The 22247-nt window shown below is 59.6% G+C and carries 17 protein-coding genes; 10 read left to right on the top strand and 7 right to left on the bottom strand.

Going from position 1 to position 22247, the window contains the following annotated elements:
- Positions 1-50 precede the first annotated feature (50 nt).
- The 7 genes from ACQRBT_RS22670 (at position 51) to ACQRBT_RS22640 (ending at position 8697) form a co-directional block, all read left to right on the top strand.
- Positions 51-2186, top strand: coding sequence for a TonB-dependent siderophore receptor (locus ACQRBT_RS22670; RefSeq protein WP_412046043.1), 2136 nt, complete (start codon positions 51-53; stop codon positions 2184-2186).
- A 290-nt stretch (positions 2187-2476) separates the two neighbouring features.
- A complete protein-coding gene (locus ACQRBT_RS22665; RefSeq protein WP_060753065.1) occupies positions 2477-3145 on the top strand; it encodes a GntR family transcriptional regulator in 669 nt (222 codons plus the stop codon).
- A gap of 66 nt (positions 3146-3211) precedes the next feature.
- Positions 3212-4018: an ABC transporter substrate-binding protein gene (locus ACQRBT_RS22660; protein WP_412046044.1), complete on the top strand. Its 807-nt coding sequence runs from the start codon at positions 3212-3214 to the stop codon at positions 4016-4018.
- Positions 4019-4030: 12 nt separating this feature from the next.
- A complete protein-coding gene (locus ACQRBT_RS22655; RefSeq protein WP_412046045.1) occupies positions 4031-4807 on the top strand; it encodes an amino acid ABC transporter permease in 777 nt (258 codons plus the stop codon).
- Positions 4808-4809: 2 nt separating this feature from the next.
- Positions 4810-5589 carry an amino acid ABC transporter ATP-binding protein gene (locus ACQRBT_RS22650; RefSeq protein ID WP_090371092.1) on the top strand — a complete coding sequence of 260 codons (780 nt, stop codon included), beginning with the start codon at positions 4810-4812 and terminating at the stop codon, positions 5587-5589.
- Between the two features lie 58 nt (positions 5590-5647).
- Positions 5648-7258, top strand: coding sequence for a gamma-glutamyltransferase family protein (locus ACQRBT_RS22645; protein ID WP_412046046.1), 1611 nt, complete (start codon positions 5648-5650; stop codon positions 7256-7258).
- A 125-nt stretch (positions 7259-7383) separates the two neighbouring features.
- Positions 7384-8697 carry a chloride channel protein gene (locus ACQRBT_RS22640; protein WP_104993775.1) on the top strand — a complete coding sequence of 438 codons (1314 nt, stop codon included), beginning with the start codon at positions 7384-7386 and terminating at the stop codon, positions 8695-8697.
- Positions 8698-8722: 25 nt separating this feature from the next.
- On the opposite strand, the gene ACQRBT_RS22635 is transcribed toward ACQRBT_RS22640, so the two are convergent.
- Both ACQRBT_RS22635 and ACQRBT_RS22630 read right to left on the bottom strand, forming a co-directional pair.
- A complete protein-coding gene (locus tag ACQRBT_RS22635) occupies positions 8723-10066 on the bottom strand; it encodes an MFS transporter (RefSeq protein ID WP_412046047.1) in 1344 nt (447 codons plus the stop codon).
- Positions 10067-10111: 45 nt separating this feature from the next.
- Positions 10112-11032, bottom strand: coding sequence for an SMP-30/gluconolactonase/LRE family protein (locus ACQRBT_RS22630; RefSeq protein ID WP_412046048.1), 921 nt, complete (start codon positions 11030-11032; stop codon positions 10112-10114).
- A gap of 426 nt (positions 11033-11458) precedes the next feature.
- On the opposite strand from ACQRBT_RS22630, the gene ACQRBT_RS22625 reads away from it, so the two are divergent.
- Positions 11459-12157 (top strand): IclR family transcriptional regulator, encoded by a 699-nt coding sequence (locus ACQRBT_RS22625; RefSeq protein WP_412046150.1) that lies wholly within the window; start codon positions 11459-11461, stop codon positions 12155-12157.
- Positions 12158-12338: 181 nt separating this feature from the next.
- Here ACQRBT_RS22625 and ACQRBT_RS22620 read toward each other — a convergent pair whose 3' ends face one another.
- Positions 12339-13667 carry an MFS transporter gene (locus tag ACQRBT_RS22620; RefSeq protein ID WP_205343818.1) on the bottom strand — a complete coding sequence of 443 codons (1329 nt, stop codon included), beginning with the start codon at positions 13665-13667 and terminating at the stop codon, positions 12339-12341.
- A gap of 84 nt (positions 13668-13751) precedes the next feature.
- Positions 13752-14744 carry a hydroxyacid dehydrogenase gene (locus ACQRBT_RS22615; protein ID WP_412046049.1) on the bottom strand — a complete coding sequence of 331 codons (993 nt, stop codon included), beginning with the start codon at positions 14742-14744 and terminating at the stop codon, positions 13752-13754.
- A 242-nt stretch (positions 14745-14986) separates the two neighbouring features.
- On the opposite strand from ACQRBT_RS22615, the gene ACQRBT_RS22610 reads away from it, so the two are divergent.
- Both ACQRBT_RS22610 and ACQRBT_RS22605 read left to right on the top strand, forming a co-directional pair.
- Positions 14987-15661 carry an RraA family protein gene (locus tag ACQRBT_RS22610; protein WP_060753055.1) on the top strand — a complete coding sequence of 225 codons (675 nt, stop codon included), beginning with the start codon at positions 14987-14989 and terminating at the stop codon, positions 15659-15661.
- A gap of 60 nt (positions 15662-15721) precedes the next feature.
- Positions 15722-16957 carry an MFS transporter gene (locus ACQRBT_RS22605; RefSeq protein ID WP_412046050.1) on the top strand — a complete coding sequence of 412 codons (1236 nt, stop codon included), beginning with the start codon at positions 15722-15724 and terminating at the stop codon, positions 16955-16957.
- 17 nt (positions 16958-16974) lie between these two features.
- Here the strand turns inward: ACQRBT_RS22605 and ACQRBT_RS22600 are convergent, their stop codons facing one another.
- The 3 genes from ACQRBT_RS22600 to ACQRBT_RS22590 all read right to left on the bottom strand — a co-directional run bounded on the left by ACQRBT_RS22600 (position 16975) and on the right by ACQRBT_RS22590 (position 22080).
- Positions 16975-18525 (bottom strand): GGDEF domain-containing protein, encoded by a 1551-nt coding sequence (locus ACQRBT_RS22600; RefSeq protein ID WP_060753054.1) that lies wholly within the window; start codon positions 18523-18525, stop codon positions 16975-16977.
- A gap of 145 nt (positions 18526-18670) precedes the next feature.
- Positions 18671-20458: a sensor domain-containing phosphodiesterase gene (locus tag ACQRBT_RS22595; protein WP_412046051.1), complete on the bottom strand. Its 1788-nt coding sequence runs from the start codon at positions 20456-20458 to the stop codon at positions 18671-18673.
- A 125-nt stretch (positions 20459-20583) separates the two neighbouring features.
- On the bottom strand, positions 20584-22080 hold the full coding sequence (locus ACQRBT_RS22590) for a methyl-accepting chemotaxis protein (RefSeq protein WP_161548096.1): 1497 nt from the start codon (positions 22078-22080) through the stop codon (positions 20584-20586).
- Positions 22081-22247: the final 167 nt, after the last annotated feature.

Raw genomic sequence — 22247 nt, 5'->3', positions numbered from 1 at the left:
TTCCTGGCAGGTCCACCTTCTCGTCGGCTCATCCACAAGGTCCAGCATCCATGCGTCGTACCCTGATTTCCCTCTGCGTGCTTCAAGCAATTTCCCCTTTAGCCTGGGCGCAGGATGCACCTTCTGAAAACGCCAGCCTCGAATTGCAAGCGACCACGGTCACGGGCGAGATGGACAGTGAGACGGCCCAAGGTCCGGTCAGGGGCTACCGCGCCACACGTTCGGCCAGCGCGACGCGTACCGATACGTCGATTCACGAAACGCCCCAGTCCATCAGCGTCGTCCCCAAGGACGTGGTCGAGGACCTGGGTGCGACGCGCTTGCAGGAAGCCCTCGACTACGCGGGTGGCGTTGGCCGGGCCAACAACTTCGGCGGGCAGGGGCTGACCAGCTTCACGGTGCGCGGCTTCACTACTTCGGAGTTCTATCGCAACGGTTTTCCGATCAATCGGGGCTACCCGAGCATGCCGGACGCCAACAGCATCGAGCGTCTTGAAGTGCTGCGCGGGCCTGCCAGCCTGCTCTATGGGCGTGGCGACCCTGGCGGCACCTTCAATGTGGTCTCCAAGCAACCCCTGGCCGAGCGTACGGTCACGCTGGGCAGCCAATTGGATGATCAAGGCATGCGGCGCGGCACGCTCGATGCGTCCGGCCCACTGGATGAGGAAGGGCGCCTGGCCTACCGGCTGAACGTGGTGGGTGAGGGCGGCGACACCTTCCGCGACCATGTCTCAACCGAGCGCTATGGCGTGGCGCCGGTGTTGACCTGGCAGGCCACGGACGACACCAAGGTGACCTTCGAAGGCGACTTCATGCGTAACAATCACCCACTGGATCGCGGCCTGACCCGTTTCGCCAACCAGCGTGGCACACCGTCACGAGACACCTTCTGGGGTGAGAAGTACGCCGGTAACCTTCACAACGACAACAACATGGCCCAGTTGCGTTTCGAACATCTGCTCAACGACAACTGGACCCTGGCCGGTGGCTTCCAATGGCTGGACGGGACGATGAAGGGCAATGGCGTTGAGGCGAACAATGCGACGAGCCTGAACGCCGACGGACGCACCCTGCAGCGCAACTTCAACTACCGCAAGCTGGATTGGACCGACAAGGACTACCAGCTCAACCTGACCGGGCACTTCTCCCTGGGCGGCCTGGACCACACGCTGCTCACCGGCATTGAGTACGAAGACTACGATTACAAGTCGATCATCCAACGTTCCAGTGCTGCGACGGGCACGTTCCCGATTGATATCTTCAACCCGATCTATGGCCAACCACGACCTGCGCTGACCCGCACGCCGACCCACGATAAAGAAAACCTCAAGACTTATGCGGCTTTCATCCAGGACCAGGTGGCGCTGACCGAGCGCTTGAAGGTTCTCGCGGGTGCGCGCTTTGAGCGCTTCGAGCACGAATACGAATCCTACGTACCGGGTGTCAGAAGTTGGAGCGCTGCCGACAACGCGGTCACCCCACGTGTCGGTGTGATGTATGACCTCACCGACACCGTCGCGCTCTACGCGGATGCGGCGCGCTCGTTCAAACCCAACACGGGCGCCAGTCGTCAAGGCGGCGGTTTTGATCCGGAGCAGGGCAAGTCCTATGAAATGGGCGTGAAGTGGGAAGCGCTTGACCGGCAGTTGAGCGTCGACGCAGCGATCTACCAGATCGACAAGAAAAACGTTCAAGGTGTCGACCCGGTCGACTCAGCCTTCAACGTAGCAACGGGGCAGGTGCGCAGTCGCGGCTTCGATCTGAACGTGGCCGGCAACCTGACGCCCGAGTGGCGGATGATCGGCGGCTATGCCTATGTAGATGCCGAGGTGACCAAGGACACCACCATTCGCACCGGTACGCACCTGGCGAACATCCCGCGCAACAGTTTCAGCCTGCTTAACGTGTATGAGTTCCAAGACGGCGCCCTTAAAGGGTTGGGCCTGGGCGCCGGTGGTAAATACGTGGCCGAACGCGCGGGGCAAACTGCCAATAACACCTTCACGATGGGGTCCTACACGGTCGTTGACCTGCTGAGTTACTACAAGGTCAACGAAAAGGTCAGGCTCAATCTTGACGTGAAGAACCTGTTCAATCGTGAGTACGAAGAAGGTTCTTTCCTGAACTTCTATGCCTACCCTGGCGAACCACGTACGGTCCAGGTGGGGATTTCCTACACCCTGTAACCCCACCTGAACAGGGCGCGCCAGGCGTCATTCCACGCAGCCCATGCCCGGTCGGCGACCGCCGCGCCGGGCAAAAGCCCGATTGTGACTGCGCCTGGAGCGTGCTCACTCATAGGGCATAGGTGTGCTGTTTGGTAGCACACCGTGCTGGTCGTACGCGGTGGTCTCGCCGCTACTTTCCGATTTATGCAGCCGATTCAACCCCTTGCCTCCCTTCACGCGAGATGGCACGCATTCTGCTTTTATGTATCCGTGGATAATTGGATACAAAAAATCAAAAGGTGCCGCCGATGCAATTTGCCCCTGCTTACGTAGACCGTCAGCCCCTGACTGCCGAGGAAGAGGCCTACAACTACCTGCTGGAAGCCATTTGCAGCGGCCGCTACCGCAAGGGTGACCGGCTGATTGCCGAAGACATCGCCAGTGAGGTCGGCATGAGCCGCATGCCGGTGCGCGAAGCGTTCCGGCGCCTGGATGCCCAGGGCCTCGTTACCCTGCGACCCAACCGTGGCGCGGTGGTCAGCGGCCTGGATATCGATGAGCTGCATGAGGTGTTCGAGATGCGCAGCGCCCTGGAAGGGCTGGCGGTGCGCGTGGCGGTGGGCCGTATCGGCGAACGCCAGCTGGCGGCCCTGGAACGCCTGCTGGACGAGATGGACGACTACCGCGACGAGAGCGCCGCCTGGGTTCGCCGCCATCGTGCGTTTCATGAATACCTGTGCAGCCTCAGTGGCCGACCGCGTTTGATGAAGCAGATTTCGGCGTTGTACTCGCTGGTCGAGGCGCCCATGCGCTTATGGTTGCAGCACGGTGACAAGCCGCTCAGCGCACGCCAGGAACATGCGGTGATCCTCGACGCGATTCGGGCCGGTGACGCCGCCCGCGCCGAAGCCGTGGTGCGTGAACACATCGAAGGCACGGTGCCGGCGCTGATTCAATTCCTGCAAGCGGAAAAATAATAAAAAAGCTGTCGTGTTTTGACTTGGTGTCCTGCCCCGTTCTTCAACCTACTGGAGTGTCTGGTCATGCATAAACGCCGCGCCTTGCTGGTGGCTTTCTCCCTCAGTCTCTTTAGCCAGTGGGCCTTTGCTGCGCCCCAGGTACCGGAGCGCCTGCTCAAAGCCGATAAGCTCACTTACTGCTCGGGGATGGATTCACCCCCGCTGGTGTCTTTCGACGAGGCCCAGAAACCGCGCGGGCTGACCGTCGATCTGGGCCTGGAAATCGCCAAGCGCCTGGGCGACAAGCCGGTGCAGTGGCGAGTGATTCCGTTCTCGGGGCTGGTGCCGGCGCTGCTCGCCCAGCAGTGCGACATGATCGTCGATCAACTGTTCGACAAGCCCGAACGGCGCCAGGTGATCGATATCGTCAACTACATGTATTCCAGCCAGTCGGTGGTGGTGCCAAAAGGCAACCCCAAGGGCATCAAGACACTCGATGACCTGTCCGGGCACAAGGTCGCGGTGCTCAATGGCTCGACCATCAAGACCCTGCTGGATAGCCAGAACGACAGCCTGACCAAAGCCGGCAAGCCCGCCATGAAACTGGTGGTCTACAACACCGACACCGATGCTTTCCAAGCCTTGCGCATCCACCAGGTTGACGCCTACGGCACCACCATAGAAACCGCCGGTTACTACGCAGCGATGGCCCCCGACCTGTTTCAGGAGGGCGTGCCGGCGTTCAGCCGCATCCTCACCGGCCTGGGCATTCGCAAGGATGACCCGCAATTGAGCGCCGCGGTGCAACAGGTGATCAGCGACATGCGCAGCGATGGCAGCTACCTGCAGTTGCTGAACAAGTGGCATGTGAGCAGCGACACACTCGACTGAGGCCAACCCGCGATGAATTTCAATTGGGATGTGTTCTGGCAGTACCTGTTGCAGCCCAGCGGCGTGTACCTGACCGGGCTCTGGCTGACCTGCCTGATCGCGGTCTCGGCGATGTTGCTGGGCTGCCTGCTGGGGCTGGCGGCGGCGTTGCTGAGGCTGTCGAAGAACCCGTTGCTGCATCTGCCGGTGCGCTTTTATGTGTGGTTGATGCGTGGCACGCCGTTGCTGGTGCAGATCGTGTTTTTGTACACCGCAATGGCGGCAGGCGGGATTTTCCGGTTTGAGGATGTGGAACTGTTCGGCCTGGTAATCCCGGGGAATATCCAGGCCGCGATCATTGCCCTGGGCCTCAACGAAGGCGCCTATATGGTCGAGATCATCCGGGCGGGGATCGGCGCGGTCGACAAGGGCCAATACGAGGCCGGACGCTCCCTGGGCATGGGCTTCGCCAAGCTGATGCGGCGCATCATCCTGCCACAGGCGTTCCGGGTGATCGTGCCGCCGCTGGGCAACGAGTTCAACGTGATGCTCAAGAACACCACGCTGGTCAGTGTGATCGGGGTGCAGGAGTTGCTGCTCAGTACGCAGATGGTCACCTCGGCGACCTTCCGCGTGTTCGAGTTGTACCTGGTGGTAGCGATCTACTTCTTGATGCTCACCACCCTGTGGGGGTTTTTCCAACGTTGGCTGGAGACCCGTTTCGGCCAGTCCGACCGGCCTGGCGCACCACCGCCGGCCTCCAGCCGCCTGTTCGGGCGTAGCACCTTGAAATTGCTGAGGGGACGTTAAGCATGGCGCACCAAAGTGAAGAGCTGATCATCGAAGCGCTGGATATTCACAAGTCCTTCGGCGAGCTACAGATTCTCAAGGGCGTTTCCCTGCAAGTGCGGCGTGGCGAAGTGGTGGTGCTGATCGGTGCATCAGGCTCCGGCAAGACCACTTTTATCCGCTGCATCAACCTGCTGGAAGATATCCAGGGCGGGCGCATCCGCGTCAACGGCCGTGCCATGGGCTATCGCGAGCGCAGCGACGGCAGCCTGGTGCGTGATTCGGAGCGCAACATCGCCCGGCAGCGCCGCGATATCGGCATGGTGTTCCAGCGCTTCAATCTGTTCCCGCATATGACCGCCCTGGAAAACATCATCGAGGCGCCGATCCAGGTGCTTGGCGTTTCGCGTGCCGAGGCGCTGGGTCAGGCGCGGGATTTGCTGGCCAGGGTCGGCCTGGCGGACAAGGCCGGCCATTACCCCTCAATGCTTTCCGGCGGCCAGCAGCAACGGGTCGCGATTGCCCGCGCCCTGGCCATGAAGCCCCAAGCCATGTTGTTCGACGAACCCACCAGCGCGCTTGACCCGGAAACCGTCGGCGAAGTGCTGGAGGTCATGAAAGAGCTGGCCGAGGAGGGGATGACCATGGTGGTGGTCACCCATGAAATGGGCTTTGCCCGTGAAGTGGCCGATCGGGTGGTGGTGCTCGACCAGGGCGAAATCATCGAACAAGGGCCACCGGAACAGATTTTCAGGCGCCCCAGCCACCCTCGTACCCGAGCCTTTCTCAGTCGTGTGTTGTGAGCCTGGCGAGGAACCCCTGTCGCCTGTGTCCAAAAGCCTGAACCCAAGAGCCTTTGCCATGTTGAAATTTTCTGCTCACGAGTACCCCTATCCGTCACAACGCCAGAGCGTCTTTGCCCGTCGCGGCATGGTCGCGGCGTCACAACCCCTGGCGGCCCAGGCGGGGATCGAGATTCTGCAAAAGGGTGGCAACGCCATCGATGCCGCCATCGCTACGGCGGCGGCCCTGATCGTGGTGGAACCTACCGGCTGCGGCCTGGGCGGCGATGCTTTTGCGCTGGTGTGGTGCAAGGGCCGGTTGCACGGCCTGAATGGCAACGGTCACGCGCCGGCGGCCTTGAGCATCGAGGCGGTCAAGGCTGCAGGGCATGAGCAGATGCCGCTGTACGGCTGGACTCCAGTCACCGTGCCTGGCTGCCCGTCGGCCTGGGCGGAGCTGTCGCAACGCTTCGGCAAATTGCCCTTCGCCGAACTGCTGCAGCCGGCCATCAGCCTGGCGCGGGACGGTTTTCCCGTGTCGCCGGTAGTCGCCCATCAGTGGCAGCTCGCCTTGAACGAATTCACCGCCCATCGTGACGTCGCGCTGGACGCCTGGTTCGATACCTTCCTGATCGACGGCCGCGCCCCGCTGGCCGGACAGTTGTACCGCAACCCGGCCCAGGCACGGACCTTGGAAGAACTCGCCGCGACCCGTTGCGAAAGCTTGTATCGCGGCGCGCTGGCCGACCGACTGGACGCTCATTCGCGTGCCAGCGGCGGCTATCTGCGTGGCGGCGACCTCAAGGGTTACCGGGCGCAGTGGGTAGAGCCGATCCATATCAATTATCGTGGCGTGGATGTCTGGGAAATCCCCCCGAGCGGCCAAGGGCTGGTGGCGTTGATGGCCCTGAAGATCCTCGAAGGCTTCAACTTCGATCACCGTGACAGCCAACAGACCTGGCACCGTCAGCTTGAGGCGATGAAGGCGGCCTACAGCGACGGCTTGCACCACATCACCGACCCCTTGCATATGCGCGTGGCGGTGGCTGACCTGCTGAGCGACGCCTACAGCACCCGCCGTCGCGACCAGATCGGCGAACAAGCGCAACTGCCCAAGCCCGGTGACCCTCACGCCAGCGGCACGGTGTACCTGGCCACGGCGGACGCCGAAGGCAATATGGTCTCGTTCATCCAGAGCAACTACCACGGCTTCGGCTCCGGCGTGGTGCTGCCCGACAGCGGCATCGCCCTGCAAAATCGCGGGCAGGAGTTCAGCCTCGATCCGGCCCATGCCAACTGCCTGGCGCCCGGCAAGAAAACCTTCCACACCATCATTCCCGGCTTTCTCACCCAGGGTGGCCAGGCCCTCGGACCGTTCGGCGTGATGGGCGGCTACATGCAGCCCCAAGGCCATGTACAGATGGTGATGAACCTGGTCGACTTCGGCCTCAACCCGCAAGCCGCGCTGGATGCGCCACGCTGGCAATGGCTGGGTGGTATGAAGATCGGCATAGAGCAGGGCGCCTCCCGCGATTTGGCCAACGCGCTGATACGTCGCGGCCACGAAGTACAGATCGCCTGCGACCTGACCGATTACGGGCGTGGGCAAATCATCCTGCGCGACCCGGTCACGGGCGTGCTGTGCGGAGGAACAGAACCGAGGGCGGATTCACATATCGCGGTGTGGTGAGCAACGCCCGTCCTGTTCGTTGAATGCCCTGCGCGGGGCATGCTGCAGGGCTGCGGCAGGGTCGAGATCATGCGAGACTGCGCGGGCGTTGCCTGCCATCGAACTTGAAACGGGAATCTGCTCGGGTGATCAAACCGCTATTGTTGTTACGCCGTCGCTTTGCGTCTGTCCGCTGGCGTACTCGCGTGACCCTCTGGGTTGCCGCCACCTGTGCCGGGCTGCTGGTCGTGATGTTCGCCCGCCTGGCCGACCTGGCGCTGATGCAATTTGCTCAACAGACGGCCGGGCGACCCTGGTTGCCGTTTATCTACACGCCACTGGTGGGCATGCTGGTGGTGTGGCTGACCACGCGGTTTTTTGCCGGAGCCCAGGGCAGCGGAATTCCCCAGGTGATCGCCGCCACGCGGCTGGCGCACCAGGGCAAACCCGTCAGCCGGTTGGTCTCGTTGCGTATTGCGTTCGCCAAGATAGGGTTGGGTACACTGGCACTGACCGGGGGCTTTTCGGCTGGGCGCGAAGGCCCTTCGGTGCAAGTGGCCGCCTCAATCATGCACTTCTTTCATCGTTACCTGCCCAATGCGCGGGTGATTCGTCCCGAAGACCTGATCCTGGCCGGAGGCGCTGCCGGCATTGCCGCAGCGTTCAACACGCCGTTGGCCGGGGTGGCGTTTGCGGTGGAAGAGTTGGGGCGCAAGCTGGAAACGCGCACCAGTGGTGTGTTGCTCAGCACGATCATCCTGTCAGGCATGGTCGCGATCGCTATACAGGGCAACTACAACTACTTCGGCCACCTGGACGTACAGGATGTCAGCCTCACGATCATCGCGCCTGCGGTAGCCGCCGGTATCGGTTGCGGTCTGCTGGGAGGGTTGTTCAGCCGAATGCTGCTCTGGCCACAGCGGCATCAGCGGTTTGCCCTCTGGGAATGGCGCCGCGCTCACCCGGTCTGGTTTGCCGGTGGTTGCGGGCTGATCGTGGCCGTTCTCGGCGCGCTCAGCGGTGGCCTGTCGTTTGGCAGCGGTTACGGCATTACGTCACAGATCATCGTGTCTGATATCGGCCTGCCCTGGCATGCGCCCATCACGCGTTTTCTTGCCACCGTCGTGACCTATTTTTCCGGTATCCCTGGCGGCATTTTCGCACCGTCCCTTGCTGTCGGCGCGGCGGTGGGCGCCAATGTCGCCGAGTTTTTCAACGTGGCGGCCCAACCCATGATTGCGCTGTGCATGGTGGGTTTCCTGGCGGCGGTAACACAGTCGCCGATCACTGCCGCAATCATCGTCATGGAGATGATCGACAGCCATGGCATGGTCATCAGTCTCATGGGCGTGGCGTTGATCGCCAAGGCGGTCAGCGCCAGGATGGGGCCGGAGTTGTATCAGCAATTGGCGCGAGGTTTTCTGCAGGTGCCCGTTGTTGCGACAGCCACCAAACCTTAGCGCCAGTGCGAAGTTGTACCTTGAGTCATTTTGGCACTGCTTGAGGCGCAGGCAGTGTTGGAGTGCCTTGGCGAGCGGGGTCGCCCAACCAGAGCATCAAGCACAGGCCTATCAGCAGGACGGCCGCCACCGCAAAGAATGGCATCGTATAGCTCTCAGTGGAGTCCTTGATCAAGCCGATCATGAACGGGCCGGTGAAACCGCCAAGGTTGCCGATCGACACAATCATCGCCAGGCCACCTGCGGCAGCACGCCCCGTAAGGAAAGTTGAAGGGATCGCCCAGAACGTCGCCTGGAAGGCAAGGATGCTGGCCACCGCCATGCACAGCGCGGCAACTTTCAGTACGGAGTGCTCCGTCAGTGCCGCGACCACCAATGCCGCGGCGGCCATGGCCAACGCACCGACGACGTAGGGAAGTCGCTGCCTGCTTTTATTGGCCAGGCGCGCCCAGAGGGTCATGATGATTGCGCCTGACACATAAGGCAACGCCACGACAAAGCCCAAGGCGCCACTGGAAATACCCTGGCTTTTGATGATTTGCGGAAGCCAGATACCGATGCCGACCGAGCCGACGATGCAACAGAAGTTAATCGCCGCCAGCGTGAAGACTTTCGGATTGGTCAATGCTGCCCGCAAAGTGGTGCCATGGGAGGCGCCAATCGCTTTTTGCTCTTCAGAGAGGCGGTTGTTAAGCCAGGTTTTTTCGCGATCCGACAGCCACCGAGCCTTCAGCGGCGTATCGACGAGCAGAAACAGGCACGCGATACCCAACAGCACAGCGGGCAAGGCCTCCGTAATGAGCAATAGTTGCCAGTTGCGTAGCCCCAGGACATCGTGTTGTTCGAGCAGCCAACCCGACAGCGGCGAGCCGACGATATTCGCCACGGGAATGCCGAGTAGAAAGGCAGCGGTCGCCTTGGCGCGCCACTTGCCCGGGAACCAATAAGTGAAATACAGATAAACGCCTGGGGTGAATCCGGCTTCGGCAACCCCGAGCAGGAAACGCGCAATGCTGAAGCTGATCGGGCCGGTCGCAAACGCCGTGGCCATGGAAATAAGGCCCCAGGTGATCATGATGCGTGCGATCCAGATCCGCGCGCCAAATCGTTGCATCAGCAGGTTGCTGGGGATTTCAAAGATGAAATAGCCGAAGAAGAACAGGCCGGCGGCCCACCCGAACATCGTGGCGGTCAGCCCCAGATCCTTGTTCATGCTGATGGCGGCAAAACCGACGTTCGTGCGGTCCAGGTAGCTGATGACGTAGCAGACGAAAATGAATGGCACGACGCGCCACAGTATGCGGCGCATCAAACGTTCACCCTCGGCGTCGTCGAGCGGAGTAGGGTGGGTCGAAGTATCGTAGGTCATAGTGTCAGGTCTTTTTATAGTTGTTGTATGAGCTGTGCTGTGGGTTCAGCTATGGGAGTACATTGGTAACCCCGGTGTGGCCGTGTCGACTTGCAGAATGCTCCCGGTTTCGGACTCGACGATGAACAGCGTTCGACCGTCCACGCCGCCGAAAGCCAGGTTGGTATTGCTGATGCCGGCACAAGAAACGATGCGTTGCAGCGGCTCCGCGACTTTCGACAGTTTCCAGACAGAACCGAAGCCTGTGTGCGCGATATAGAGGTTGCTCTCTGCGTCAAGGGCCAAGCCATCGGGGCCGCCGAGGCCGCCATGCAGTTGGGCGAAGACCCCAACCTTTCCGATGAGCGAGCCGTTGCCCAGCGGGATACGCCAGATCTGTTGGGCGCGGGTGACCGCAATCAGCAGATGATTCAGGTTGGGGTCGTAGACGATCCCGTTGGGACTGGGGATGGTATTGAGCAGGCAAGTCAGGTTGCCTTTCACGTCGACCTTGTAGACCCTGCCGCTCGCATCCTGCAGGCCGGTCTGTCCCTGATCGGTGAAGTACAGGTCACCATTGGGAGCGAAGACGAGGTCATTCACGCCCTTGAAACCCTCTGAACCCGCCGACTCCAGAAAGGGCTGGATATCGCCGGTGTGCGGATCCAGCACCATGATTCCGTGCTTGTAATCGGTGATGAAGATTCGCCCGTCCTGGTGGATCTTCAGGCCATTCGGCCAGCCATCGTAGGCGCAGACCAGCTCCCACTCGCCGAGACGGGAAATCCTGAAAATCCGCCCATTGGGGATGTCGGTCACGTAGAGGCGACCCTCCCGGTCAAACGATGGTCCTTCCAGAAACGAATCTATCGCTCGTCCCTGGCGGTTGGCATTCGCCCAGGCGGTTGGGCGCACGTCGCGAAACTGTTCTGGCAGACGGGTAAAGACGCTTGTCTGAACGGTCGATGGGGCAGCAAAAAAGCTCATGTTCGCTCCTGGCGGCGAGAAGGGCGTGGGTCGCCCGGAATTGTTATTGGTCTAGTTTTAATGAAATGCTGTTTCAAAATAAACCAATCACCGACGAAAGGCGATACAGGATTTTCGCGAAAATAGTGCTTTTGTTGAGTTGTTTTGTGGTGGTGATGAGCTGGCTAGCTTTTTAGATTAGCTAAAAGAAATGGCATTTTAAAAAATCGGATGCGGGTCTTCAGAGGCTCTGATGGCTTGGAGTGCGCGCGCTGATCAACGCATCCAGGGTTTGCCAGGCGCAGCTTTCGGGCCTTGCTGGTTTTTTTGCTATACATCACCCGGATGGCGAGCAGGCTGTCGTTGTAAGATAATAAATTTTCCTGCCCTAGTCGTTGGCTGCCCTGTCTGGTCAACTGAATGGGCTCTGTCAATGAGGTGTCTTCAATGGTTAAAGCGCGGCCGCGCCCAGCGGTAAACGGGGTGGCTTCGGCTGACCGAGTCTTGACCGTTCTGTCTGCCTTTCGAATCGGCGATTCTGCGTTGAGCCTGGTTGAGCTGGTAGAGCGTACGGGGCTTATCAAAAGCACGATCATGCGTTTGATGGTTTCGCTTGAAAACCAGGGTTACATCACACGCATGGCTGATGGCCGTTATCAGCTGGCCAGCGAGGTCATGAGGCTTAACGCGGTGTATCAGGAGTCGCTCGATCTGGAGCGGCATGTGATGCCGCGACTGCAGTACCTTTCCGAGCAAACAGGTGAGACCGTTTCTTTCTATGTTCGCCATGGTGCTTATCGGATGTGCCAGTACCGGGTCAATTCCGCCCATCGCCTGCGGCTCAATATGCAGCCGGGGGATATGCGCCCCATGGATGAAGCGGCCGGAGCCCAAGCGTTGCGAGCGCCTTTTCACGTGGGCATCGCGCTGGAAAAACCGTACTTTTCGCGTGGCGCGACGGACCCACACGCGTCCTCTATCGCGCTGCCGATCTATGGGCGGCAGCAGGAGCTGATGGGCGCACTCGTCATCTCCGGGCCTGCCAGCCGACTGACGGAGGAGTGCGCGGACAACTTGAAGGACATTTTTTTCGAGGTCGCCCGCGACCTGATGCGCAGTCTGGGGCTCAAGCCGGCGAACAGCTGAACTGCCTAGGACGCATCTGTCCCGGCGTCCGGCGCGCCAGTAGATCCTGGAAGGCGGCGTCGCCGGCTTGCAGGAAACGGCGACGAGACAGAAGCATCGCAGAACCTCATGATGTGGGTTTGGAAGCGATACCGAGGCTCCCTTGCGGGAGCTCGGCATCTTGGCGTCGATTGAGGAGCGCTTACTTGGCGACCACGGATGCGCCCAACTCGGCGTGCTCCCGCTGACGCTTGCGGCCAATCACCAACACCATGATTCCTGCCAGCGTGCAGAGCGCCGCCAGGGGCATAAGCGCTATCGCGTAACTGCCTGTTGCGTCGTGGATCGCGCCATAAGCATTCACCATCAGGCCGCCTCCGATCAGGTTTGCCATTGCGCCTACGGCTGCGAGCCCGGCAGCAGCCGTGGAGGAGGAGAGCCAACCGGAAACCAACGCCCAGAATGGACCTTTCATTGAGTAGGCCCCGACCAACACCAGGGTGAGCAAAATGACGGTGGCAACCAAGGAGGAGGTGAACAGGGTCAGGAGCAGGCCGAACGCGATCAGCAACAAGGTCATTGCTGTGTGCCAGCGACGTTCGCCGGTGCGATCGGAACTGCGTCCCCACACGATCATCAGGACCGAAGCGATACCATAGGGAATGGCATTCACCAGGCCGATTTCCAGAGAGTTCAAACCAAAGGTCTTGAGTAGTTGCGGGGCCCAGACGCTCATGGTGCTGCCGGCGGCGGAGGCCCCCGAGTAGATCAGGGCAAGCACCCAGATGTCTTTATGGCGCAGTAGTTTCCACAAGGAAATATGGCCGATTGCGGTTTTTTTCGAAGCCTCTTCAGCCAGGCGCTGAGTCAACCAGTGGCGTTGTTCATCGGTCAGCCATTTAGCCTGTTCGGGGCGGTCAGTGAGCACGAACAGGCAAGCAAACCCCAGCAGGACGGCGGGTATGCCTTCGAGGATGAATAGCCAATGCCACCCGCGCATTCCCATCCAGCCGTCCAGGCTGAGCAACAGACCGGACAGCGGCGAGCCGATGAAGTTGGCGGCAGGAATCGCTACCATGAAGATCGCCACCATGCGTGCACGGTAAGCTGAGGGCAGCCAGTAGGTGAGGTAAAGCAGGACCCCCGGGAAGAAACCCGCTTCGGCGGCTCCGAGCAGGAAGCGCATCACATACAGGGAGTTGGCGCCCTGCACGAATGCCGTGCCTGCCGAGATCAGCCCCCACGTGATCATGATCCTGGCGATCCACATACGCGCGCCATATTTTTGCATGGCCAGGTTGCTGGGGACTTCGAGAAGGAAATACGCGACGAAGAACAGGCTGCTCGCGAAGCCGAAGACTTTTGCCGTCAGGCCCAGGTCTCCGTTCATCTGCAGCGAGGCCATGCCGATGTTGCCGCGGTCGATGATCGCAATCAAATAGCAGACGATCAGAAATGGAAGAATGCGCCAGGCGACGCGGTGCATCGTACTGCGCTCTAGCTCACTTACGGTGGAAGTTGCTGAGGTCATGAGGCTCTCCGATTTTTATTGTTTCTGGAGTGTCGCGTTCATTGTGGGCGGCCCTGGTGTCCAGCCAGGGCAGTGGGGGCAAGGTCACTGCACCGCGGTACTGGCCTCGAGCAGATGTTGGTTGACCACACAGCGCGGATCCAGGGGTTTGCCCGCCCACACATCAAGAATCTGTTGAAGTGCAACGAGACCGACGCGATCACGTGCCTCGCCGGTATTGGCCCCCACGTGGGGAGTGGCGACAAGTGTCGGCAGGCCCCAGAGCGGGCTGTCGGAAGGCGGCGGCTCGGGGTTGAAGGTGTCCAGGCCGGCGCCTGCGATCTTGCGCTCGCTCAACGCTTTGACCAGTGCGTCGGTATCAATCAATTCGCCCCGGGCGGTATTGATCAGGATGCTGCCTGGGCGCATGCGCTCCAGTTGCGCGGCGCCAATCAGGTTTGCGTTGGTGTCCGTCAGCGGGCAATGCAGGCTGATGATATCGCTCTGGGCCAGGAGTCGATCGAAATCCTCCTCGCGCTGCACATGATCGCGTTGCGGCAGTTGCTTCAGGTAGGGGTCGTAAACTTTTACCTGCATGTTCAACGGGGCAACCAGGTCCATCAGGATGCTGCCGATCGAGCCCAAACCCACCAGGCCGAGCGTCTTGCCAAACAACTCAATACCGTTCGCCGAGGTCTTGTCCCAGTGACCGTCGCGCATGCGTGCGTCCAGCAATGCAGTCTGGCGCGCCACGCTGAACATCAGCGCAAAAGCGTGTTCAGCGACGGACTGCGCGTTGGCACCGACAGCGATGCTCACTGGCACGCCATGGTCGGCAGCCGCCTGGATATCAATGGTGTTGTAACCCACGCCGTGCTTGGCAATCGCCTTGAGTCTGGACGAGGCCTCAATCATCGCGCGGGTCAATTGCCCCTGGCGAACGATGATTGCGTCGGGTTGCTCGGCACGGATGATCGCTTCCAGCTCGTCAGCAGCAATGTAGGGGGTTGTAGGGATTACCCTGACGCCCTGGCGTGCGGCCAGGTTCATTGCGTCTGCAGCCAGTTCGGGCCCGGTAAGCAGGAGGGTTCGGGTCATGACAGGTACCTTGTTCTTATGGGTATGGCTGACGATCAAAGCGAGAGCGTCGCGACAGATCGACATTACCATAATGAAATGACGTTGCAATATCCGTGATTGAAATGCTTTTTTTGTCAGATAGCCGGTTAAATTCTTTGTTGCATTAAGATAAATGAAATGCAATTCTGAAATTAAGCCTTGGCTACTCGGCCGACGGCAACGAATAAATTCAATAAGCAACGTCAGTAGAGGTTTGTCACATGAGCATTGGATTCAGGGTGTTGGAGCGTGCGCGCAAGGTAGATGCCGAGTGGGTTGCACGTTACCGGGAGGTTCCAGTGGCGAACGTCAGCGACTCAATGAACCGCATGACGGCAGGTGGCGCCAAGGTGCGTCCGATGCATCGTGCAGGCGTATTGGCCGGCGCTGCGCTCACGGTCAAGGCTCGCCCGGGTGACAACCTCATGCTGCATTACGCCCTGGATATTGCAGAGCCGGGTGATGTGGTGGTGGTCGATGCGGGGGGCGACCTGTCCAATGCGCTGATCGGCGAAATGATGGTTGCCTACGCCATCAAGCGCGGTGTCGCGGGTATCGTGATCAATGGTGCAATTCGCGATTCGGCTGTCATCGGCGCAGGCGATTTTCCACTGTTCGCGGCAGGCATTTCACACCGCGGCCCCTACAAGGATGGCCCGGGCGAGATCAACGTGCCTATTGCTATCGATGGTATGGTGATCGAGCCGGGCGACCTGGTAATTGGCGATGACGATGGCCTCCTGTGTGTACCTTTCGATCAAGTCGGCGAAGTCTTTGATCGTGCGTCAGCCAAGCATGCTGCCGAGTGCAAGCAGATGGAGCAAATTGCCCAAGGCACCAATGATCGCACCTGGGTACTTGAGTCACTGAAGAAAAAAGGTTGCCTGCTACCCTGATGTGCCATTGAGGTGCGATGGGGCGGGCATTGCTGTTACTTGCTAATCAGGAGCAACGCCTTGCTGGACCCCATCACCACGCAACGCAGGAAGTGGCCCGCCTCCGTGAGAGCGCTGGCACATCGTAACTTTCAAATCTATTTTGCAGGACAAGCCGTTTCCACCCTGGGCAAGTGGGTCCAGCAGGTGGCGTTGTCCTGGTTGACCTATCACCTGACAGGATCAGCCGTACTGCTTGGCACCATCACCTTCCTCACCCTGGCGCCTCAACTGCTGATAGGCCCTCTGGCGGGAGCCTGGACGGACAGGCACGACAAGCGTCGCCTGCTGATCATCGTACAGGCCATCCTCGCGCTACAGTCGCTGGCGCTCGCGATTCTTGCCTATGAGCAATGGATGAACGGCTTGATCCTTGCGCTGATGGCATTGCTGCTCGGGTTGCTCAACGCAGTAGAAACGCCGCTTCGCCAGGCATTGATCGCAAGCTTTGTGCCTGATCCAGCAGACCTGCCGAATGCCCTTGTACTCAACGCCATGCTCATCAACGCCGCGCGCTTCGTCGGCCCACCGTTGGCCGGCGTCCTGATTGCCTCAGCGGGCGAAGCGGGCTGTTTTTTACTCACGGCTCTTGCGTTCATGTGCCTGTTGATAGGGCTGGTAAAAGTACGCACGACACCCAGCCCCAGAGCCAGTGGTTCAACCCGTGAAGTGTTCCGCGAAGGGTTGCGTTATCTCTGGAGAACCCTCGAAGTTCGGCGGTTGATGGTCAGTGTGGTGATCATCAACCTCCTTGCGTCGTGCTACACCGCATTGCTGCCGATTTTAGCCAAGACCGTTTATGCGGGGGATGCTCGTACGCTTGGCTGGCTGTGGGGCGCGGCGGGTTCCGGGGCGTTTCTTGCAACCATCCTATTGGCGGTCAGCGGTTCCGCGTCGAGGTTGCAGCATTTTATATTGGCCGGGGCGGTGTTATGCGCATTGGGTTTGCTGGGGCTGGCCATACCTACTCATCTGGTACTGGCATTACTGTGCCTGGCCGTGCTCGGGTTTGGGATCACCGTCAGTAACGTGAGCAGTAATATGCAACTGCAAAGTGGAGCGCCTGGCGCACTGCGTGGACGAGTGATCGCGTTCTACATCGCGCTACGCTTTGGCTTCGAGGCGATTGGCGGGCTGCTCGCCGGGTTGATCGCGGCTCAATGGGGAGTGTCCGTCACTCTCGCGATAGCCGGAGGGCTGTTAGGGGGGATTATCGTTGCTCGCGAACTCCTCGGCGGCAAGAGAAGCGCGTCATAGTGCATTCAAGCGTGCATTTAAACGAAGGGAGCGCAGGTTTCCTGGGGGGCCAACTGTACTCGGTCACGACCGCCGGATTTGGCGGCGTACATGGCAGCGTCCACCCGCCGCATAAGGTCCTCGAAGGACTCAGGGGGTGCCCACGTCGCCACGCCAAAGCTGCAACTCACCTGGCCCGCTTCATCGAACGGGAGGGCGCTTATCAACAAGCGGAGCTTTTCTGCCAGTTTTCCTGCGTCGTTCAGTGCGCTGCTCGGGCATATGAGTGCGAATTCTTCTCCGCCCGTCCTGCATAACAGGTCGCTTTTACGTATTGCCGCACTGATCCGGGCGCACAGAAGCCGCAGGACTTTATCGCCGCACAGATGCCCCTTGCGGTCATTGATGAGTTTGAAGTGATCGATATCGAACATGATCAGCGATAGCGGTTGGCGTTGAATATTGGCCTCCATGAGCAGGCGCGCCATGGATGTTTCAAAGTAGCGTCGGTTGTACACGCCGGTGAGGTGGTCGGTAATGTTCATGGTCTGCAATTCTTGGGTGCGCTCGGCAACCAGGGAAAGCGCGCGGGTGCGTTGTGTGATCAGCAGGAACATCATCGCGGTCATCAACAGCGTCAACACGGCCCCGGATACAACAATCAGGCCGCTGGAAAACACGTGACTATTGGCCGCCGAAAACGCCGGGCCGGGCCGAAACTGCATGACGTAGGTATTGTCAGCGACGTTGAGCAGCCGCCGCTCGTAGAGTTCCGAATCGGCTGGCGGCGTTGAGCTTTGATAAATGTACTCACCGGCCGCTGCGTCAATCGTTGAGAGCGTCACGTTCAGCCTCAGCATGCTTGCCAATGGAATATTCTGTTCCATCAAGAACGCCAGGCGCACGGTGGAAACCACGTAGCCCTGCAAGCCATCGTCATGCTCGGGAATCGTGGCGTCTGGGCCGAACACGGGTGCAATAAAGAACACGCCGAACTGGCCACTGGACATTTTCAGCGGGTCCGACACGACCATTTGATGGCTCTCGCGAGCTCGGGTGAACAGCGCTTCACGATTCGGGTTGGCCATGACGTCCGTACCTGGGGTGATCTTTACATCATCCAGCGACAGCAGGTAGAGCAGTATCCAGTGTTCAGCTCGTTCAGTGAGGGGACGCGTTTGGCCGTTGAGGGGGTTGATCTCATGATAAGAAAAATCGCTGGTTCCGTTCAGCAGCGCTTCGGCGCGAAAGGACTCCAGATCCTTCTGCTGGATCCTCTGGACCCAGCCATAGGTTTCGCCTTCCTCAACCAGCGGCGTGACAAAGCCCATGAATTCTTTTTCAGTAACGTCGTCGGCGTTGATGAAGAACCGCTTGACGGTGTCCAGCTTTAAATCTTGCACACTGAAACGTCGCTGTACGCGACTGAAGCGCTCGTCAACTTCGAGTTTGAATGCAACGCTGGCGGTGCGCTGCTCTGTCCTTGTGTAAAAGGTCAGCACCAAGACTGTAACGGCAATGCCTGTCAGGCAGATCAGGGTGCAAAAGATCACGTCGGCAACTTTGAAAGCACCCAAATGAAAACGCATCTTCTTTTTTGATCCTCAAGCGTCGACGGCAAGGCGTATAGGGGAGACGGCAGTATGCTGGCTATCGGCCCTTGCTCAAAATACTTAACGACTCGCCTGGAGAACGCCTTGGATTTGGGAACGGCGGTGAGCGGAGCAAACCGGTTTAGAATATTGGCGCAAGTTCCAGAGCGGCCCCACCCCGATCAAACCATTTCTTAAACGCTTGCGGGCTTAGAGGCTGGGTGATCAAGTAGCCCTGCGCTTGCGTGCAGCCCCATTTGGCGATCAGGTGAAGAGTGCTTTGCGTTTCGACACCTTCGGCGACTACTCGGTAGCCCAACCCCCTAGCCAGTTCGATAAGTGTCTTGACCAGGCGCTTATCTTTTTCATTGTGGGGGAGGTTGCCGATCAGTGATTGATCGATCTTCACTGAGTTGGCCGGAAGCTGACGTAAATAGGTCCAATTGCTGTAGCCCGTGCCAAAGTCATCGACCGAAATTTCTATTCCCAGATCTCGAGCTCTTTCGAGTTGGCGTACGACCTTCTCCGGATCGGACATGACCATACTTTCGGTAAATTCCAGCTCCAAGTCTTCAGGAGCCAGTTTGCCTGCCTGTAGGTAGCTTTCGATTTTATCCACGAACCGCGAGTTTTCGAGGTCACTGACCGTCACGTTCATCGCGACCCGTACCGCAAGCCCCTCGGCTTTCCATGCGCGCGACTGTTCGACTACTGCCTCCAGGACCCAGAAGGTGATGGACTGCATCAGTGCGGTCTTGCCTGCCAGGGGGATGAATTCTGCCGGACTGATCACGCCAAGTGTTGGATGCGTCCAGCGGATCAGTGCTTCAACGCTGTCGCATGTGCAGCCAGGTATGTTGATCTTAGGGTGGTAAACCAGACTGAATTGAGTGCTCGAGCGTACGGCCTCTGATAAGGAGCTAAGGAGCGTAAACGCGCGTTGCTGAGCCGCATCCAGCTGCGGCTGATACAGCGCCCACCCGATATTACGCACCCTCGCATCATCCGCAGTGCCGACGACAAGGCGCAGCCAGTCCTTCTCCTCCGGGCCCTGGATTGAAAGTACACCAATACCGGTCTGCATCAGGATCGGAATGCCCCGGCAGTCCACCGGTTCCTCGAAATTGGCAAGGATTTTCGCGCAGAGTTGCTCGATGGAAACATCGCTCTTGAGCAGGAACCCAAAGCGTGTGGGGCTGATTTTGTACAGCAGGCAATGTTTGGGGATCAGGCGTTGAAGGCGTGATTTGACGCACAGCATCAACGCCTGCGCGAAACTGTAACCGAGTGCCTTGACTACATCATTCAAGAACTTCGGTGAAATCACATCAACCGCGTAAACGTGGTACGGCTCCGCTTTGGCGCGCGCCTGGCGGATATCTTCTTCCAACCGGAGGCGGTTGAATAACCCGGTCGGCTGATCTACATAGTTTCGGGAGCGCAAGCCCCTGATTTGCATCATCACCAGCTCAGAGAAATACGTCAGCATGGCTGCATCGCGCGAGCGCATCGGGGTTCTGGGGGCGGTATCTATGATGCACAGGCTACCGAGGGAGAAACCGTCATGGGTGAGCAGCGGGGCGCTTGCGTAGTAACGAATAAAAGGTGAGCCGGTCACTAACGGATTGTTCATGAAGCGCTCGTCCTCGTGAGCGTCCAGGATTTCCATGAACTCTCTGTCACGCAGAGAATAAGCGCAAAATGCGACATCCCGCGGTGTGGACCGTTCTTCTATCCCCACGCGCGCCCTGAACCACTGTTGGTGTTTTTCCACAATGGATATCAGCGCGATGGGCGCATTGAAGTACTCCGAGGTCATCGCAATTATTTTCTCGAAGACCTCATCCTCTTCATTGTCATGCGGGCACAAGTCCGCCACGCGTGCCAGGCGCTGTGTTTCATAATCCCTTTCTTGATCCAAAGCGTCCATGATCTCTCTCGTTTAGCCTGTGTCTGGCTGGAACAGTAGCAGATGGCTACTAGCCCCACGACTGCATTTATCTATCGCCTCTATAGCTCAACGCAGACGGAACCGGACACCGGAACAGGCTCAACTCATTTATGAAACCGGCGCCCCAGTGCATCCAGCCGCACCGCAATCGGTGGCAACTGCTGACTGCTCCTGGCCAGCGTTTCCACATCCAGCGCGGTGTTCTGCGCAATGTTCTGCACCGATTGCAGCCGTCCCACGATCTCCACATTCGCCGTGGATTGCTCTTGGGTGGTCGATACGATCCGCCCATTCAACTGATCAATCTGCGAGATATCGTTGCCCACCGCGCGTAGCATCTCGACTGCCAACTGGCTGTCTTCCACGCACCGTTCCACGCCTTGGCGGCTGTCGTGCATGGCCTGCGCCGCCCGCCGGCTGCCGTGTTGCAACCCCTCAATAATAGTCTTGATCTCCTGGGTGGACAGCGCCGTGCGCTGCGCCAGGTTACGAACCTCATCGGCGACGACGGCAAACCCACGGCCTTGCTCACCCGCACGGGCGGCTTCAATGGCGGCGTTGAGCGCCAGCAGGTTGGTCTGGTTGGCGATGCTGCTGATGACCTCCAGCACCGAGCCGATCTGTTCGGCTTGTACGGCCAGTTCCTGGACCGTCTCGTTGGTGTCGTGGAGGCGGGTGGCGAGTTGGGTTATTTCCTGTTGGGCCCGGCCAACGCTTTCCTGGCCGCGAATAACCTGCCGGCTGGCTTGAGCCGCGTGCTCGACGGCATGTTCCACATGCACGGCGATATGGCCCGTGGCGTCTTCCATACGTTGCATGGAACCGGTCATTTGCACGATTTCCGCCAGCTGGTGGCGTGCGCCGGTTTCCAGAGTGCCGCTGGCGTGGGCAAGTTCCTGGCCGAGTTGGCCGAGGCCGTGGGAGTCGCGGGCGACGCCATCGATCAAGCCGGTAATCTGCGCCAGGAAGTGATCGAAGCGGGTAGCCAGGGGCACGTGGGCTGTTTCCGCCTTACTCGTGGCGGATCCATCGTTGAACTGGGTGGTGACGGCCAGCATCTTTTCGAGCATTTCCTGGCTCTCTACCGCTTCGCGCTGGCTGTGCACGGCAAGGTAGAGCAGGGCGATCGTCTCCATGACCACGTATAACGCATGGACGAAGATCATGTTCCAGCCGCCGTGATGTTCCATCACAAATACCGGAAAGCCTTGGTGCTGCAAGGCATGAAACACCACGTGGTGCACCGCGATGGTCACCGCGGCCACCAGGATCGGCAGCCAGTCGCGGTAGACGGTCAGCACCGCCAGCAGCGCGAAGATACCGAAGTGCGATTCGATGACTCCCTGGGCCTGGTTGATGTGCAACGCCGCCATGACCATCAGGCCAACGCCAAGCGCGCAACGCATCAGGCGTGTGCCGCCGATGACCCGATAGGCCAAGGTCAGCACCACGCTGGTGCCGACACCCACGAACAGCGTTTGAAGCAACGTGTCGTGCCAAAACGCCAGGCCCAGCGAAAACAGGGCCATCAGCCAGATCACAGCGAGCATGATGCGGTCGGCTTTCTGGTAATGCTTGATGAAACGGGTTTGCGCAGGCATTCACTCGTACTCCATGTGGACAGGCCAGGGTCAGGCAAGCATGCGACGTGCCACAGGGGGATGCGGGGAGCGAATCGGATGGGGGGGCGGAGGCCAGTATCCCGGATCCTATGGCAACGCAGATGTTGTCACAGAGATGTCCTGACCACCAATGGACAATCCACTCG

It is taken from the genome of Pseudomonas sp. R19M, from assembly GCF_050312585.1.
Classification (GTDB): Bacteria; Pseudomonadota; Gammaproteobacteria; order Pseudomonadales; family Pseudomonadaceae; genus Aquipseudomonas; species Aquipseudomonas palleroniana.
The sequence above is the reverse complement of the archived record's forward strand: the minus strand, read 5'-3'. Positions and strand labels throughout refer to the sequence as shown.